General features: G+C 58.9%; 16 protein-coding genes and 1 tRNA gene. 12 read left to right on the plus strand and 5 right to left on the minus strand.

The annotated features are described in order from the left end of the window. Positions 1–9 precede the first annotated feature (9 nt). A complete protein-coding gene (locus UB90_RS12740) occupies positions 10–570 on the plus strand; it encodes a DUF4453 domain-containing protein (protein ID WP_065326035.1) in 561 nt (186 codons plus the stop codon). A 5-nt stretch (positions 571–575) separates the two neighbouring features. Here the strand turns inward: UB90_RS12740 and UB90_RS12745 are convergent, their stop codons facing one another. From UB90_RS12745 to UB90_RS12765, 4 genes are all read right to left on the minus strand, one after another. Then, a complete protein-coding gene (locus tag UB90_RS12745; protein WP_065326036.1) occupies positions 576–1,487 on the minus strand; it encodes a DMT family transporter in 912 nt (303 codons plus the stop codon). A 39-nt stretch (positions 1,488–1,526) separates the two neighbouring features. Beyond that, entirely contained in the window at positions 1,527–2,453 is a 927-nt protein-coding gene (locus tag UB90_RS12750) for an alpha/beta hydrolase (RefSeq protein ID WP_065326037.1), read from the minus strand. A 129-nt stretch (positions 2,454–2,582) separates the two neighbouring features. Further along, positions 2,583–4,469: an acyl-CoA synthetase gene (locus UB90_RS12755; protein ID WP_065326038.1), complete on the minus strand. Its 1,887-nt coding sequence runs from the start codon at positions 4,467–4,469 to the stop codon at positions 2,583–2,585. A gap of 385 nt (positions 4,470–4,854) precedes the next feature. Next, a complete protein-coding gene (locus UB90_RS12765; protein ID WP_065326040.1) occupies positions 4,855–6,657 on the minus strand; it encodes an ABC transporter transmembrane domain-containing protein in 1,803 nt (600 codons plus the stop codon). Positions 6,658–7,079: 422 nt separating this feature from the next. Here UB90_RS12765 and UB90_RS12770 point away from each other — a divergent pair, with 422 nt between their 5' ends. The 5 genes from UB90_RS12770 to UB90_RS12790 all read left to right on the plus strand — a co-directional run bounded on the left by UB90_RS12770 (position 7,080) and on the right by UB90_RS12790 (position 11,646). Further along, entirely contained in the window at positions 7,080–8,102 is a 1,023-nt protein-coding gene (locus tag UB90_RS12770; protein WP_065326041.1) for a hypothetical protein, read from the plus strand. A 254-nt stretch (positions 8,103–8,356) separates the two neighbouring features. Then, positions 8,357–10,123 (plus strand): ATP-binding protein, encoded by a 1,767-nt coding sequence (locus UB90_RS12775; RefSeq protein WP_065326042.1) that lies wholly within the window; start codon positions 8,357–8,359, stop codon positions 10,121–10,123. A 183-nt stretch (positions 10,124–10,306) separates the two neighbouring features. Next, on the plus strand, positions 10,307–10,939 hold the full coding sequence (locus UB90_RS12780) for an acyl-homoserine-lactone synthase (RefSeq protein ID WP_065326043.1): 633 nt from the start codon (positions 10,307–10,309) through the stop codon (positions 10,937–10,939). A gap of 259 nt (positions 10,940–11,198) precedes the next feature. Beyond that, the gene (locus UB90_RS12785; protein ID WP_065326044.1) at positions 11,199–11,405 is read left to right on the plus strand and encodes a cold-shock protein; all 207 of its coding nucleotides are present in this window, start codon (positions 11,199–11,201) and stop codon (positions 11,403–11,405) included. Between the two features lie 25 nt (positions 11,406–11,430). Then, a complete protein-coding gene (locus UB90_RS12790) occupies positions 11,431–11,646 on the plus strand; it encodes a hypothetical protein (protein ID WP_065326045.1) in 216 nt (71 codons plus the stop codon). 517 nt (positions 11,647–12,163) lie between these two features. On the opposite strand, the gene UB90_RS12795 is transcribed toward UB90_RS12790, so the two are convergent. Beyond that, a tRNA-Gly gene (locus UB90_RS12795) sits at positions 12,164–12,237 on the minus strand. Positions 12,238–12,443: 206 nt separating this feature from the next. Here UB90_RS12795 and UB90_RS12800 point away from each other — a divergent pair. The 6 genes from UB90_RS12800 (at position 12,444) to UB90_RS12820 (ending at position 17,586) form a co-directional block, all read left to right on the plus strand. Beyond that, positions 12,444–13,169: a sirohydrochlorin chelatase gene (locus UB90_RS12800; protein WP_065326046.1), complete on the plus strand. Its 726-nt coding sequence runs from the start codon at positions 12,444–12,446 to the stop codon at positions 13,167–13,169. A gap of 213 nt (positions 13,170–13,382) precedes the next feature. After that, positions 13,383–13,802, plus strand: a complete 420-nt coding sequence (locus tag UB90_RS12805) for a hypothetical protein (RefSeq protein ID WP_065326047.1) — start codon at positions 13,383–13,385, stop codon at positions 13,800–13,802. Between the two features lie 160 nt (positions 13,803–13,962). Further along, positions 13,963–14,097: a hypothetical protein gene (locus UB90_RS23260; protein WP_264753307.1), complete on the plus strand. Its 135-nt coding sequence runs from the start codon at positions 13,963–13,965 to the stop codon at positions 14,095–14,097. A gap of 66 nt (positions 14,098–14,163) precedes the next feature. Next, entirely contained in the window at positions 14,164–15,483 is a 1,320-nt protein-coding gene (locus UB90_RS12810) for a glutamine synthetase family protein (protein WP_009176278.1), read from the plus strand. Positions 15,484–15,538: 55 nt separating this feature from the next. Beyond that, on the plus strand, positions 15,539–16,219 hold the full coding sequence (locus UB90_RS12815; RefSeq protein WP_065326048.1) for a type 1 glutamine amidotransferase: 681 nt from the start codon (positions 15,539–15,541) through the stop codon (positions 16,217–16,219). Further along, positions 16,219–17,586, plus strand: a complete 1,368-nt coding sequence (locus UB90_RS12820) for a glutamine synthetase family protein (RefSeq protein WP_065326049.1) — start codon at positions 16,219–16,221, stop codon at positions 17,584–17,586. Before UB90_RS12815 ends, UB90_RS12820 begins: the two co-directional genes overlap by 1 nt. Positions 17,587–17,626 lie beyond the last annotated feature (40 nt).

Below are 17,626 nucleotides of genomic sequence, written 5' to 3' on the forward strand. Positions count from 1 at the left end.
AGGTCCGATATGAAGCTCATTGTTCCCCTCCTCGCACTCGCCGCAGCCGCCCCGGCTGTGGCGGGGGATTACTGCGAGGATCTGTGGTTCACGCGAAACGCCATTATCGATCGTGCCGGATATTGCTTTGGCTCGACATTGGGGCAGCGGCTGTTTGACAATGGTGACTGTATCGGAAAATCCGTGAGCCTCTCTGATGCGGATAAGGCCAAGGTGGCCCTTATTCAGCAACAGGAAGAAGATGCGGCCTGTCGCATCGACACCAGTCGCACAGCGCTGGATTTGCCGGATATCGCCACCCGCAGGCGGCTCATTGATCTCCCTTTGAGCCATGGGTTTGAGAGAGCCTGTATCGGCTGGCTGGGCGATCCGGTGCCCCTGCGCGCAGGACACAGCCAGAATACGAACGTCATCGGAGAAATCCTTCCCGGCGATACCATCAGCTATGGCCACATTCCGGCAGGCGGCTGGACCTATGTCACGATCTCAAGCGGTGACTGGCAGATCAAAAGCGCGGGCTGGTATCACTTTGAGGCCTATCAGGAAACCTGCGCGCAATACGCAGGCTAACGCGCTCATACCGCTACGGGCTTGGGCCTCCATGCGCCAAACAAGGCCGCCGCCGCGATTGCAATGATCCCAAGCCATGACAGTGGCGTCGGCACATGGCTAAACAACAAGAGGTCAAACAGCATCGCCCAGATCAACCCCGTGTAGTCAAACACCGCCAGCGCAGATATCGGACTGCGCGCCACCGCCTCGGTCGAGGCAATATGCGCAAGACCGCCAAGCAGCCCCGCCCCGATCAGCAATGCCCAGACCGATGGCGTCAGCGCCAGCCAGCCAAACGGCAGCGTCGCCAGACCGATCACGCTACAGGTCAGGGCAAAGTAAAACGCAATCGCCGCCGGGGTCTCATTACGGGTCAGCGCTTTGACATGCACCCGCACCACCGCCATCGTCAGCGCATAGGCAAGCCCTGCCCCGATCCCCCAAAGAGCCCCCTGTCCCGGTGTCTCAAGCGCGTCCCACAAAAAAGCAACAGCACCCAGCAGCCCCAGAATCGCGCCCAAAATGACCGGAATGCTCAGACGTTCTCCGAGAAAATGCGCCGCCAGTGGCAACGTCAGAACCGGCGCGAGGTAACTCAGCGCCTGAGCATTCGCCACCGGCAACCAGATCAGGGAGGCGAATGAACATAGCATCGCAAAGGCCCCAAAAAGGCTGCGCAGGATATGCCCGCGCGGATTGCGAGTGCTGAGTTGTGCTCTAAGGCCCGCCTGCGCTCCGCGCCGAAGCGCCGCATAGATGGTAATCGGCACCAAGGCCACCGCCGAGCGCCAGAATATGATCTGTCCCAGTTCAGCCTGTTGCCCAACCGCATGGATCAGCGCTGACATTGCGGTGATCAAAAACACCGCCAATATCCTCAACCCGAATCCATAATGTAATGAAGACGTTACCCCAGAGATCGCGGCATTGGTCACATTGCAAATCCAGACCTAAAATGAATGACCCCGGAGGGCTTAATCCTCGTAGGGCCAGATTTCTTGGCCAAGCCCCTCAATCGCCAGCACGATCCGCTCAAAACTGTCGCGTGCGCGGCCCACGCTGTGACGGGCGCGCAGGTATCCGTGTACCAGCCCCGCCTCATTGATCCACTCTGCCAAGCCCCCTGCGGCGTGGATTGCATCGCGATAAGCGCGGCAATCATCGCGCAGCGGGTCGCAATCGGCTGAAAACATCACCGTTGGCGGCAGCCCTGCAAAATCGCTGTCCTGCAACGGCGCATAGGTGGGGTCATTTTGCACCTCGGTGCCGCCGCTGCGAATGCCTGCATAGAATTTGACATCCTCAAGCGTCAGCATCGGCGCCTGCGCATGTTCTCTATACGAGGGCAAAGCATGATCGCCGCCAAGCCCCGGATAGATCAGCACCTGCCCCAGAACGTCATCAATGCGGCCCCGCGCGTGCTGCGCGACACAGGCACTGAGCATGCCGCCCGCACTGTCGCCTGCCAGCACCACTCCGCCTTCATAGGTCTTGGCAATCCATTCCAGAACCGCCCATGCGTCATCAAACTGCGCCGGGTGCTCATGTTCTGGGGCCAGCCGATAATCCACCGAGACCACGCGATACCCGGTCTGCTCGCAAATTTCAGAACACACATCATCGTGGCTGTTGAGGTCGCCCACCACAAAACCGCCGCCATGACAGTACATCACGGTGCGGGTTGGATCGCCTGCCTCATAGATACGCACGGAAACGGTGCCGACGATGTGCTCGCTCACCTCGACCACGGCAGAGCGCGGTTTGCGAAACGCTGCGGCCATTTTGTTATAGACCTCGCGCTGCTCATCGATGGTGAGGCCCACAGAGTCCTCCGGGTAATGCCGGCCTGTCTCCCGGATAAAGGCCCAGGTCTCTTCGTCGATCAGCTTTTCATAGTCCATCACACTCACCGTCGCTGGTGTCACTCAGATGGAGCCTAGGACCGCAAAACCCTGTTGAAAACGGCAAAATGCAAAAAGCACGCCAAACGTGGCGTGCTTTTCAATCTCATTAGGCTGGCTCGGTTGGGTTCAGGCTTTGGCCTCTTCCCACGGGCGGGTGTAGACCGACAGAACATTGCCCACATCCTCGGCGCTGCTGCCGTTCAGGACAACCTGCGCCACCAGACCGCGTTTCTTGTCATCAATCACAGACCCCACGCGCGCATTGAGGCCCGCGCTCTCCAGCGCCCCATCATAGATACGGGTGATCGCATGGCGGCGCAGGTCGGGTTTGAAAATCTTGCCCACTGCGGTCTTGGGCAGTTCAGGCATGATTGTCATGTGTTTCGGGATTGCAGCGCGTTCCCGGACGTGGCGCTTGCAGTATTCCAGCAGCTCCTCTTCGGTGGCTGTTGCGCCATCCACCAGTTCGACAAAGGCACAAGGCAGCTCTCCCGAATGCGCGTCGGGCTGGCCAATAGCCCCCGCAAAGGCCACCGCATCATGACCCAGCAGCGCTTCTTCGATATCGGCGGGATCAATATTGTGACCGCCGCGAATGATCAGATCCTTGGCCCGCCCGGTGATCCAGAGGTAGCCATCGGGATCGACCCGCCCCAGATCGCCGGTGCGCAGGTATTTCTCCTGATAGTAGAGGTCGATGTTCTTGTCGACCTCGGTATAGGTGTGGCCCGTAAACACGCCGGGGGTGGAGACGCAAATCTCACCGATTTCATCCGCGCCGCATTCCTGCATGCCATCGGGGGTGCCCTTGACGATCTTCACATCGCAATAGGGGAAGGGAATCCCGATGGAGCCCACCTTCTTTTCCCCCTCGACCGGGTTGCAGGACACCAGACAGGTCGCCTCGGTCAGGCCGTAGCCTTCGACAATCGTGATGCCCGTAGCTTTTTCAAAACGGCGGAACAGTTCCAGCGGCAAGGGCGCAGAGCCCGAAAACGCGGTTTTTACGGTTGAGACATCCGCATTCACAGGCCGCTGCATCTTGGCCGAAATCGCCGTCGGTACGGTGATGATAAAGGTGATCTTCCAACGCTCGCAGAGCTTCCAGAAGTTGTCAAAAACGCCGTCGCCGCGATAGCCCTGCGGCGTCGGGAACACCACATGCGCGCCAGAGGCCACCGCCGCCATCACGATCACATGGCAGGCAAAGACGTGAAACAGCGGCAGCGGGCACATGATGTTGTCTTCTTCGGTGAACAACAGCGTATGCCCCAGCCAGCCATTGTAAATCAGCCCCTCATAGGTGTGCTGCGCAACCTTGGGCATGCCGGTGGTGCCGCCGGTGTGGAAATAACACGCCACCCGGTCGCCATCGCTGTCGGCAAATGTCAGCTCGGTGGGCTGCTTGGCCAACTCACGGTTGAAGTTCTTATAATCCGCATGGGCATGGGCCTTGTTCACCTTGGGGCGAATGAGCGGCACAATCCATGATTTCGGCGGCGTCAGATAGCGGTTGAGATCCACCTCCAACACGGTTTTGACGTTGGGCGCATGCGCCACCGCCTCGGCCACTTTTTGTGGCACGTCGGTCTTGGGAAAGCCCTTGAGCGTCACCACCACCTTAGCCCCGGTTTCGCGCAGGATGGATGCGATCTGTTCCGGCTCCAGCAGCGGGTTGATCGGGTTCACAATCCCCGCCACCGCACCGCCCAAGAGGGTGATCAGCGTCTCATTGGCGTTAGGCAGCACATAGGCCACAACGTCCTTTTCGCCGATCCCGAGCGAGCGAAACAGATTGGCGGCCTGGCAAGTCTTTGCCTTAAGCTCCCGCCACGTCAGGGTTTCCGCCTTGTCGGTGGGGCCGGAAAAGATCTGATAGCTGACCGCGTCGTTGTTCGGAAAACGCTCAGCCGTGCGTGACAGCAGACCATAGAGCGTACGTGGAACGTCGCGCTCCGCCCAGGTGCATTCCTGTTCGATCGCCGCGACATCCGCCACCGTTGCAAAAGTCATTCAAGTTCCTCCCCTGGGGCGGATCGGCATAGGCCAAGCGCCCCCAATCGTCAATTTCGCAAGTCACAGGCACACCGGGCGACCCTGCCGTTTTCAACGCAATCGCAGCCCGTGCATCTGAGCCTAATTTGTTCCTCTGAGCCAAGATGATTGGAATTTGAAGACCACGCAAGCGAGACCGTAAATTCACGTAAGGGAACGCTCAAAGTGACGCTGCGCTATTTTGATGTAGCAGCCACAATGGTGTTGTCGAAGACAGAGGCAATGCAAATTGCAGCCACAAATTTCTGGATCCGACAGCAAGTAGTCGAGCACATGCCTGTCTATCTCAAAGAAACAGATGCAGCGCGCTCATATGCTCATCGCCGCCATTGCGCGACCAGCGTCAAGCCTGCGCCTGCCCGTCGGTAAACTGCAGACGCGCCAGACGCGCATAAAGCCCGCCCTCTGCCACAAGGCTCTCATGGCTGCCCACGGCAACAATGCGCCCCTGATCCATCACCACGATGCGATCCGCCTTTTTGACCGTCGCCAAACGGTGCGCCACCACAATGGTCGTGCGGTCCCGGCTCAGGTCATCGAATGCCGCCTGCACCAGACGCTCGCTCTCGGCATCCAGCGCCGAGGTCGCCTCATCCAGCAAAAGCACAGGCGCGTCGCGCAGGATCGCACGCGCAATAGCGATGCGCTGCTTTTGCCCCCCCGACAGCATTACGCCCCGCTCGCCCACATAGGCGTCATAGCCTTCTGGCAGGTTCATGATGAATTCATGCGCGGCAGCGGCTTTGGCGGCAGCTTCAACCTCTGCATCCGTCGCATCGGGGCGACCAAAGCGGATGTTGTCACGCGCGGTGGCGGCAAAGATGATCGGGTCCTGCGGCACCAGCGCGATATGGCGACGGAAGGCATCCCGCATCAGCGCTGTCAGCGGCACACCGTCCAGACGCACTTCGCCCGATTGCGGATCGTAAAACCGCTGGATCATCTGGATGATCGTTGTCTTGCCCGCCCCCGACGGGCCGACAAAAGCAACCGTTTCACCCGGCTGAATGGTCAGGTTCACCTGATCCAGCGCCGATGTATCCGGCCGCGACGGATAGGTGAAAGAGACATTATCAAACGTCAACTCACCGCGCACAGGTTCCGCCAAGGTCTGCGCCTGCACCGGGTCGCGCACGCTATCGTCGGCCTGCAACAGCTCCACCAAACGCTCGGTTGCGCCTGCGGCACGTTGCAGCTCGCTCCAGATTTCCGAGAGCGCCGCGACAGAGCCTGCCACCATCACCGCGTAGATCACAAATTGCACCAAGGCGCCCTCGCTCATGGAGCCAAAGCGCACATCATTGGCCCCGATCCACAACACGCCGACAACGCCGGAAAACACCAGAAAGATCACAATCACAGTGAGCCACGCCCGCGTCTGGATGCGCCGTTTGGACACCTCATAAGAGGTCTCGGTCATCTCAGAGAAATGCTGGCGGCTCAGATCCTCATGGGTAAAGGCCTGCACCGTCTGCACCGCGCCAAGGGCCTCGCCCGCATTGCCCGAAGAGGCGGCGATCCAGTCCTGATTTTCCTTTGAAATTGCCCGAAGACGACGGCCCAGAAACAGGATCGGCACGATCACCGCAGGCACGATCAACAGCACCAGCGCCGTGAGCTTGGCCGAGGTCAGCAGCATCAAAACCAGACCACCGAGGAAAATCAACAGGTTGCGCAACGCAACAGAGGCAGAAGAGCCCAGCACCGATTGAATAAGCGTGGTGTCGGTGGTGATGCGGCTGAGCACCTCGCCGGTCATGATGCGCTCAAAAAACGCCGGACTCATGCCGATGATCCGGTCAAACACCGCCTTGCGGATGTCCGCGACCACCCGCTCGCCCAGTTTCGTCACCAGCGCGTAGCGCAGGCCCGTGCCAAAGGCCAACAGCGCGGCCATAATCATCGCCGCCGTGAAATACTGGTTCAACAATGCGGCATCGGTGATGCGAAAGTTATCAACCACCCGCCGCACGGCCAGCGGCAGCGACAGCGACACGCCCGCGGTCAGCGTCAGCGCGCCAAGTGCGGCAAAAATCATGCCGCGATACGGGCGCATAAACGGCCAGAGCGCCTTTAGAACTCCAATTCGGCGCGAGGTTTCGCGTTCCTCGTTGCTGCCCGCATTTTGCACTGCACGTCGTGCCATGAGCGCTCCTTTGTTCGCCGCCTGAAGTCTGGCACGCAAGGCGCACCCGTTTCGTGCGTGTCATGGCCCCGCACCACTGGCAGGTCAAGGCTGCATTCTCCGCAAGGCTGGGAACAATCGACGCAGCCGCAGGATAACAACCAGGACTCACCCAAGGGAAAAGTGCCCGATTGGCAACGGCTTATCCCCTGTTTTACAGCTAACTCTCAATCACAGATCTTGCGCGACTGCGCCTTTGGGAATGCACCACGCGCTATATTTCCAGCCCAGCCGGGACAGAGCCAGCGGGGGACGTCCCCACCCGAGACCTAAAGGGATGCGCTCAGGCTCAGTTTCGTGTAAAAGCCCCCAAATCGTTCAAAATATATATATTATTCAATTCCCTAACAGCCATCGCTGGCCTGCAAAAGGATTACACAAAGATGAAGGTATTTCTCGGCATCCTTGCAGGGGTTTTGGTCGTTGCCATACTGGTGGTGCAGTGGGGCTTGTGGGTCCTAAGCGGCTCCCCGGCACCCAATATTCCACCTGCCCGAACACCCGCTCCAGCGGGATTTGATGCCGCTGCATATCAGGACATGGACGCTGTGGTATCGACCGAGGATGCAGATGTCCGGGTCCTCTCCAGCGATATGGGCTTTCGTGAGTATTACACCATCCCAGATCTGGGAGTCACTTACCTGATCCTCTCGACCGCCGAGGGCAAAAAACGCTATATATTCCTCAACGCACAGGGACAGGAGATCGGTGAAATCATCGATCAGCCTCAGGCATTTTCGCTGGGTCGATACATCGTGACGCTGGATGGGTATTATGTCGTTTCATCCCAGAGCGTGACTGAGCGTCTTCCATATGTTGATGTCGAAGCGCCCTCTGCCGCAGACCTCAAGGCAATGGTCGAGCAAAGCACCCACTACCGCTCCTTCTCACATTCAGATTTGCCGGGAAATGACCTTGCAAAGGGGATCAATCGCGAGATGCATGTCATGCTCCATGATGGCGTCTGGAAGCGGTTCACCACCCCGGAGCCGCAGCTCGCAAATTGGAAAGGGACAGATTTTCCGGGCCTTATTCAAACATATGGCGTTTATCGGTCTGGCTACGAACCCCGTATCGAGGATATCGAACGCCTGCGGTTTCGTGTGGAACTCACGCATTTCGACCAGAATGAATTCCTGCCGCGTCGAGGTGCAGCTTTTGGTAGTCCGACGGGTCAAGGGCGCCGGGCGCAATGGATTGGCACAGGGTATTACACAGTATTCATCGACGACAAACCTGTGCTGCGCTTTAAGCTCAACAATGATCGCGAATACATCGGCAGAAAGGGCACGGATCTGTTCCCGGCGCTCAGTCCTGAGGGGACGTTCATCTTAATCGAGAAGTCACATCGCAATGGCAAGAGCCAGGCGCTGATCGTGCGGGATGCGCGATTAAACGAGCGCTAAGCCAGTGCGGCGTTCCCTGCCCGTTTCATCCCATACGCCATCCCGGAGACCGGAAAGCTCAACACCAGACGCTGCCTAAAAAATTGACACGTTTAAAATGTTAAGTGAAGTTCGCTTTGCGTGGGCGGTCTAAACGCCGTTATTAATCCCAAAATCATGATTTAGCCATATTTTCACGCAAGGAGAGATTCGAAATTTGCTGTATGTAGGCCTGCGTGAGGAGTGTCAGGACGTTCAGCGTAAGGAGAGAGCGAATGCTGAAGATCTCGCCTGAACTTGCGATATCCGTGGCCGCTCAGAATGATCTGGTGCGCGCGGATCTCCCTACTCGCTTTGCCTCGATCACCATCGTCTCTCTGTTATCGCTGTTTTTTCTGCCCGCGACAGTGCTTGGGGCGGTCTATCTCGCCTATGCGGTGACTGAGATTGTCGGTGTGTTGGTATATCGCATGCTGGCAAGGGAAGTGACCTGGCGCGGGATTGTGCTGTTTAGCACCTCTGCCTTCCTTGGGGTCTGGATCTTCAATCTGATCCCGTTGCTGTTGTTCCTTGAGCAAGACCCCTTCCTCAAAATGATCGGTGCAATGTTGCTGATCATCGCGCTCAATCATTGCGTGGTGGCCCGCGCGACGTGGATATTCTTCGGTTTTTTGACCACAATCCCGATCATTTGCGTGGTCGGGTTCATCATCGTCAGTTTCCTCAGAGAGTTCGCGACTCCGGCTGAGATGGTGACCACGGCGATCATCACTGTGATCGGTGCCGCCTACATGCTCCATGCCCTGTGGACCCAGCATCGGTTGACCGCACGCCTGCGTGGGGCGCTGGAGGAAGCAGAAGCCGGTAGCCGCGCCAAGAGCCGGTTCCTTGCCGCCATGAGCCATGAGATCCGAACGCCCCTCAACGCGATCTGCGGCATGTCGGAACTCATCGACGAGGAAAACAAGGATCGCCCGCTGCTGCAGGAGCGCAGCAAGCTGTTGCGCACATCGGCGCTGGCATTGGCGGGCATTCTCGATGACGTGCTGGACCATGCGAAGATCGAGGCCGGGTTGATGGAGTTGAGCCTGGCGGCGGCGGCACCAGCGGTAGAGATCCGAAGCGCCATAGAGATGTTCCGTGCCTCGGCCGAAGAAAAAGGGTTGCGGCTCGAGTTCACCATAGACGAGAGCCTGCCGGCCTACGCCGAATGCGATGCCCTCCGGCTGCGCCAGGTCATCGGCAACCTGTTGTCAAACGCCGTCAAATATACCGACAAGGGTCAGGTAACCGTGCACGCCAGCGCCGCGACAGAGGGCGATCACGCGATCATTGAGGTCAAGGTCGCAGACACCGGGCGCGGGATGACGCCGGAACAGACCGAGCGGCTGTTTCAGGACTTTTACCGGGCGGTCGACAAGAATGCGCCCACGGTACCCGGCACAGGGCTGGGCCTGTCGATTGCCCGACAGTTCGCCCGGATGATGAACGGTGACATTACCTTGACCACCAGCCCGGCTAAGGGCAGCTGTTTCACCTTTACGTGCCGCGTGCAGGTTCTGGAGGTGACGGCACTCTCTGGCACCAATCCGCCCACCCAAGATACGATCTTCACTGACCTCGGGGTGCGGTCCATCCTGCTGGTGGATGACACCGCCTCCAACCGACTGGTGGTACGCTCCTTCCTGAAGGACTTTGATCTTGACCTCATAGAGGCCTGCAACGGTGCCGATGCGCTCGCCATTCTCGATCATTCCTCCGTGGATCTGGTTCTGCTGGACATGAAGATGCCTGTGATGGATGGGCAGGACACCCTGTTGGCCATGACCGCGCGCGGCGGGCGGATTGCCGCGACTCCGGTGGTGATGTTGACCGCAAATGCTGCGCCCGAGGATCGCGAACTGTTTCTGAGCTTGGGCGCGGTCGGCTATATCGCCAAACCGGTCCGCAAGGCGCAGCTGCTCACGGAAATCCAACGCGTCGCCGCCGCCCATGGTCATAAACCAATCGAGACCAGACAGAGCCCGCGCACAGGCACCTAGACGCCGCGCTCACGCCAGCCACTCAGGCGGATCATACCCGCCCAAAAAGGTGCCAAGGCCTGCCTCTTGGCCGCCAACTCTTCGTCATTAACGGTTAATTTACCGACTCACCTAAAAGTTGATTAAAATTATTGAAACTGCCGCAGCTGACCTTGGGCGCTGCGGGAAAAGGCGTGGCGATCCATGCAGTCAACTGAAATCACTTTTGATAACTTGGGCGAAACTGGCGACTTGTTCACCGCCCTTCTGCGCGCGCGCTATCACCATTTCATTATGGTGCGCGGCTGGCCGATGCCGAATGTGCGAGGTCTGGAGTTCGACCAATACGACACACCGGAAAGCGTCTATTGCGCCATCCATGATGAGGCCTCGGTGCAAGGTGGCTTTCGCATAACACCAACCACTGCGCGATGCATGAACTCCACCTACATGCTGCGCGACGCACAGCGTGGCCTACTGCCAGATCTACCGCGGGATGTGCTCGACACAGAGGCACCGCAAGATCCCCATATCTGGGAGGTCAGCCGAGTCTTTGTCTCCGACCGCCTAAAGAGCCGTGAGCGCATGCTTGTACGCCACGCCATGGGCCGCAGCTTTGCGCAGCTTTCACAGAAATGGCGCATCAACGCTTTTCTCTGCCTGACCTCCGTGACATCCGCGCTGTTGACCCGGCGCTCTGGCCTCGAACTGACGCCAGCCGGTCCTCGCTTTGACGCGGCAGGAGAGATCTGCCAAGCCTACCACCTGAAGGTACGCAGCCGCACTCCCGAAGGATTGCCTCAGATGCGGGATGAGGGCATTCGCAACGCGGGCTGAGCAATGAACCGATCGGGGGCTATTCAGTCGTGTTTCTCTCGCAAGCCCCTCGCCTCTGCCGTCTCGGTGACGGATGCTCCGCCGCCCGACCATGAAAAGAATCCTTGCATTGTCGCGACAAAACGACCATCTGCGACGGGCTAACGTTTCTTCTCTTCGAATTTCTGCTCCCGTGAAAACGGTATCGGTTGGTCGACTTGGATCGACTTTTGCCGACCTGTCGCAATTCCGCGGACAGATTTTTTAGGAGATTACGGATATGGCCAATGGCACCGTGAAATGGTTCAACTCTACCAAAGGCTTCGGATTCATTCAGCCTGAAGATGGCACTCAGGACGTGTTCCTGCACGTGTCCGCAGTTGAGCGCGCTGGGATTAACCGCATCGATGACGGTCAGAAAGTGACTTACGACCTCGAAACTGGTCGTGACGGTCGCACGTCAGCCAGCAATCTGGCACTCGCTTGATAGCCATCGCTGGGGAGAAGGACAGATGACCGACGCCCCAGCAAACAAAGACAGCGCGGATATCTTCGGGTATCTATCTGTATCTGCAGCGAAATCAAAAACTGCGGGTGCACTGTCTTCGGCTGATCGAACAACTCAAATCGTCAAGCGACTGCAGGACGAGGAAGCCAAAGCAAACGCAGAAAAGACCGCACGTCTCAGAGCGTTTCGGAAAAAGAGTGTTCAAAAATCGGGGGAGTGATCCGCTCCCTCTATTGCTTCCTTGCACTGTGAGAGCATGTGCAACGTGCAAATCCCTCCAAGCAAATGCGTTGAGTGGCCCCACCTTGAACAAGGTGATCGCTCCGCACCTCGCTTGGAGAACCTGTGGCGAGGCCCGCCTCGCCACAGGTGCTTGCAAGACTTGCAGTTCCCCACCCTGACGCTCGGCAGCGCGTTCATCGCGTGGCGCGAGCCTGCGACCTCCCACCGATGAGATTGCTTGGCGTGTTCCTTGGCCGCAAATGAGCGTCATCTCAATCTACCCGCCATCACGTCAAACACATCCGCTCGCTGCATAGCAGACCATCCACGGCCACGCAGGCCAAGGCGGAGGTCCACACAAAAGGCATGGAGAAAGTCGCGGAGCGGTGGCTCGGGCTCAGGATGCCATAGCCAAACGCGAGGAACTGGATTGAAAGATCTGTCCCACGGGGCTTTTGAGTGTGGGACAAGCACCCCCTTAAGAGGCTGATATGTCTAGCACTTGAGAGAGGATTTGGAGCGGGTAGCGGGAATCGAACCCGCACCTTAAGCTTGGAAGGCTCTTATGATACCATTTCACCATACCCGCTTCGTAGACCGTGATGTATGTGAAGGATTTTTGGCCGTCAACCACATATCCGGGATTTTTGCACCTTGCGGCCATCAGAGCGCCAGCCACACGGGCTTGCGCCAGCTGCGCGACACAGATCAAACCGCACTATTTCCGCCGCTGGCCCTTTCCCAAGCGCAGGCTGCGATCTAAGTTCTGGGTCTCAAAGCAGTTTTAGGACCCACATGAGCGCGCGCCCCCGCATTGCCATTCTCACGTCGCACGGCCAGCCGTCTGCGCCGCCGCCGCCGGAAATCCATCTCGCTGCGGTGGCCGCAGCGGTGCAGGATCATCTGCCGGGGTGGGATGTGCGGTCCGCAACCCTCTCGTCCAAAGGCTTTCTTGAGGCCGCCATGCGCGAGGATGGCGCGGTGATCTACCCGTTTTTTATGGCGCGCGGCTGGTTCACCGGCAAGGTGCTGCCCGGCAGGCTCTCCGGCTGGCGCTACCGTATGGCGACGCCCTTTGGACTGGACCCTGCGCTCCCTGATCTCACAGTGGCGGCAATCCGCGCAGAACTGGCACGCCGGGGCTGGCAGCCCGAGGCCTCCGAGATTTTGCTGGCCGCCCATGGTTCTGCGCGCGGTCCAAAAGCCGCCGAGGCCGCCGAGGCTTTTGCCGCCAAGCTCCGCCCAGCCCTGCCCGGCCTGCGCCTAGTCACCGGGTTTGTCGAGCAACCGCCCTTTATCGCAGAGGCTGCGCGGGACTGTGGCCCCCAAACCCTCTGCCTGCCTTTCTTTGCGCAATCAGGTGCCCATGTGCGCCACGACATTCCCGAGGCCCTCGCTGAGGCCGGTTTTCAAGGCGACCTGCTGCCGGTCCTCGGTGCCCTGCCCGATGTGCCACGCCTGATCGCCAACGCCATCGAACGGGCGCAAGGGGACGAGATGTCACCGGTCGATATCGACTAGAGATTGCGCATCTTCCAAGTGCTGCGCCCCTATCGGCCGTCACAACCTGTGTCTCAATCGGTGGCAATATCATGCAGTTATGTTACTGCAGAACCTTGCAATTCTGCCTCGAACGGCCGCTACCAGAGATGTCAGAACTGCGTATAACTTGTGTCGACTTAGACAGCGCTGTAATGGCTGTCATAGTTGGTGCCGATCAGAGGCTATAGAAACGTGCGCATTATTAAATCCCTTATTGCAAGCCTCTTTTTGCTACAGCCCGCGTACGCCGATGTTGTTGAGGTGCCCCTGCTATCCGATGGAACGGTGAACCTCGATGCGGTGATGTCGACCCTGAATTTCGCGTTCCCCATCCATTCAGATGGATCGCTTCCCACTGATTTCACTGGAGAAATGCTCGGAGAGAAGTTTTCAGGGCGAGTGATTGACGTTGACTCAAAGCAAGGCTTTACCCTCGCGATTGATGCTCCGACACATTCCGAGCATGGGAATTTTTTGATTGCAGTATTGGCGACCGACATCATCTGTCTTCGCAGCGGATCTTCACCTGGTCCCGTGCTTTGGAAGGACACAAGAAAACGTGCTGGCACGATTTGGGAGGTCTCTACTTCCTGTGCTAGCGCAACTGATTGAGCACACTTAACGTGAGTTCCATTTCCAAGATCATGCCTTTGAGGGCCAACCTCTAAAATCAGCTCCGCCCCGCGACCTGTGAATTCAGTTTTCAAAATTGAATGACCACAACACGGAGGTGGGTGTCGGCCCTGCCGCTTCTGCTGTGTGAAATCGGGTTATGTCCATCACTCCCGCTGCGCCACCTTTCAATTGGCATGGCTTTGCCGCCTCTCGCGTACGCGACAGTCAGTTCCATCTGACATTCAACAGCCTCTCGCCCGCAGCCTTTGCCCGCACTGTCGATAATTTTTGATCAAATTCTCTTGCCAGAGCCATCTGGCCGCGCCAATGTGTCTTTAGCAAGACAAGGAGCACGCGCATGGACCTCTCTGCGCTCAGAACAATCCGCATCGCCGCCTGTGACCTCAATGGACAGATGCGCGGCAAACGACTTCCCGCTGGTATGGCGGCAAAACTGGGCGAAGGCTCGGCCCGGATGCCGTTCTCGGTCCTGAACGTCGACATCTGGGGCCGCGACATCGAAGACAGCCCACTGGTGTTTGAAACCGGCGATGCCGATGGCATCCTGTTGCCCACCAAACGCGGCGCGGTGCCGATGCCCTGGCTTGCGACCCCTTCGGCGCTGGTGCCGATGAAAATGGTGCATGAAGACGGTCGCCCCTTCCTTGGCGATCCGCGTCAGGTGCTGGCGCATGTGCTGGACCGCTACACCGAAAAAGGCTGGCAGGTGGCCGCCGCAACGGAACTCGAATTCATCCTGATCGACGACGCGGGCACCGAACCGCTGCCGCCGATTGACCCTCTCACGGGGCGGGCGCTCGATCAGCAATCGGTGCTTTCGATTGCGGAACTGGACGCCTATGACGACTTCTTTACCGATCTCTATGACGGCGCTGAGGCGATGGGCATCCCGGCACAGGATGCGATTTCCGAGGCCGGTCTGGGCCAGTTTGAAATCAACCTGACCCATCAGGACGCCATGCGCGCCGCCGATGACACATGGCTCTTTAAGGCGCTGGTCAAAGGGGTCGCGCGCAAACATGGCTTTGCCGCAACCTTTATGGCCAAGCCCTACGCCGAGGAATCCGGCAACGGCATGCATGTGCATTTCTCGGTTGTGGATCGCGACGGCAACAACATCTTTGACAATGGCGGCCCCGAGGGCACGCCTGCGCTGCACGCCGCCGTGGCGGGCTGCATCAACGCCATGCGCGACAGCACACTGGTTTTTGCTCCGCATGGCAATTCCTACGACCGTCTGGTGCCGGGCGCCCATGCCCCGACCTCTGCCGCCTGGGCCTATGAGAACCGCACTGCCGCCATTCGTATTCCCGGTGGCAGCCCCAAGGCGCGGCGCATCGAACACCGGGTCTCGGGCGGCGACATCAACCCCTATCTGATGCTGGCAACCGTCCTTGGCGCGGCCCTCATCGGCATGGAAGATGGCGCGACACCCCCGCCCCCCTCCGAGGGCAATATCTACGACATCGAAGGTCTGCCGCAGTTGGCCGGCAGCTGGGCCGAGGCGATTGATCTGTTTGAAAACAGCCCCCTCATCGCGCGCATCCTGCCGCCAATGGCGATCCGCAATCTGGTGATGACCAAACGCCAGGAACTCCTTGGCTTTGCCGAGCGCCCGGCAGAGAGTCATTGGCTCTCGTGGCTGGAGGCCGTATGAGGCAGGGAGAGACCTCTGTGTCCTGCCCTTGTATTTTGATCATATTTGGTGACCTATGAAGATCGGCATCCTGCAAACCGGCCACGCCCCAGACGAACTGAAATCCGCCTCCGGGAACTACGATGAAATGTTCCGCACGCTCCTTGATGGGCATGGGTTCAGCTTTGACACCTATCCGGTGCTGGATGGTGTGTTCCCCGATGGCGCGGAGGCGGCGGATGGCTGGCTTATCACCGGATCAAAACACGGCGCTTACGAGGATCACGACTGGATTCCCCCGCTCGAAGACCTGATCCGCGAGATTCACGCGCGCAAGATGCCCTTGGTGGGGGTCTGCTTTGGCCATCAAATCATCGCGCAGGCCCTTGGCGGCAAGGTCGTGAAATATGACGGCGGCTGGAGCGTCGGCCATACCGAATACCGCCTGCATGGCGCGCCGGTGCAACTGAATGCCTGGCATCAGGATCAGGTGGTGGATCTCCCCGCCGAGGCCCGCGTGATCGGCAAGAGCGATTTCTGCGCCAATGCCTTTCTGGCTTATGGCGACCACATCTGGACCTCGCAGCCGCACCCGGAGTTCGAGAACAGCTTTGTCGACGGGCTGTTGCGCACCCGTGGCAAGGGCGTGGTGCCTGATGAACAACTCAACGCGGCCGGGGCCTCCCTCGACCGCCCGACCGATTCCAACCTGATAGCCAACGAGATTGCCGACTTCTTCAAGAAAGTGAGGACCTGATGCCCACCCCGACGCGCTGGCAAGAGCAACTGCCCGAAGCAGCCAAGACCTATCTGGAGGGCCGTCGTCTCGACGAGGTTGAATGCGTTATCTCAGACCTGCCGGGCATCGCCCGAGGCAAGGCGGTGCCAGCGTCAAAATTCGAAAAGCAGGACTATTTTCACCTGCCCGACAGCATCTTTTACCAAACCATCACCGGCGACTGGGCGGATGCCGCAGACGAGGATGGCTGGATCGAAAAGGATATGATCCTGCGCCCGGACATGAGCACCGCCACGGCGGCTCCATGGACCGGCGACTGGACGCTTCAGGTGATCCACGACGCCTATGACCGTGACGGTGACCCGATCCCGTTCAGCCCGCGCAACGTGCTGAAACATGTGGTTGGCCTCTATGAGGCGCAGGGCTGGAAACCCGTGGTGGCGCCTGAGATGGAATTCTATCTGGTGGCCCGCAACGTCGATCCTGCCCGTGACATCCAGCCGATGATGGGCCGCTCTGGCCGTCCGGCGGCGGCGCGTCAGGCCTATTCCATGACCGCCGTGGATGAATTTGGCCCGGTGATCGACGACATCTATGATTTTGCCGAGGCGCAAGGCTTTGAAATCGACGGCATCACCCAAGAGGGCGGCGCGGGCCAGTTGGAAATCAACCTGCGCCACGGGTCTCCGGTGAAGCTCGCGGATGAGGTGTTTTACTTCAAACGTCTGATCCGTGAGGCGGCGCTGCGCCATGATTGCTTTGCAACTTTCATGGCGAAACCGATCGCGGATGAACCGGGCTCTGCCATGCATATCCACCATTCGGTGATCGATATTGAGAGCGGTGAAAACATCTTTTCCGGACCGCAAGGTGGCGAAACGGATGCGTTTTATCACTTTATCGCGGGGCTTCAGAACCACCTGCCCGCCGGACTGGCGGTGATGGCGCCTTATGTGAACTCTTATCGGCGCTATGTGAAGAACCACGCAGCCCCGATAAATCTGGAATGGGCGCGGGATAACCGCACCACCGGCATCCGGGTGCCCCTGTCCAGTGCCGCCTCGCGCCGGGTTGAAAACCGCATCGCAGGGATGGACTGCAACCCCTACCTCGGCATCGCGGTATCATTGGCCTGTGGCTATCTCGGCCTGATGGAAGAACGCCGCCCCACCCGCCAATTCAAGGGCGATGCCTATGAAGGCGAAGGCGATTTCCCACAAGTGATGGGTCAGGCGCTTGATCTCTTTGAGGAGTCAAATGCTCTGCATGAGGTGCTCGGCCCCGAATTCGCCCGCGTCTACAGCACGGTGAAACGCGCCGAATACGAGGAGTTCCTGCAAGTGATCTCGCCGTGGGAGCGCGAGCACCTGCTGCTGAACGTCTGATCCATTGGTGCTGCGTCCAGTCTCGGGCGCGGCGCATTGG

Source organism: Tritonibacter mobilis, from assembly GCF_001681715.1.
Taxonomy (GTDB): domain Bacteria; phylum Pseudomonadota; class Alphaproteobacteria; order Rhodobacterales; family Rhodobacteraceae; genus Epibacterium; species Epibacterium mobile.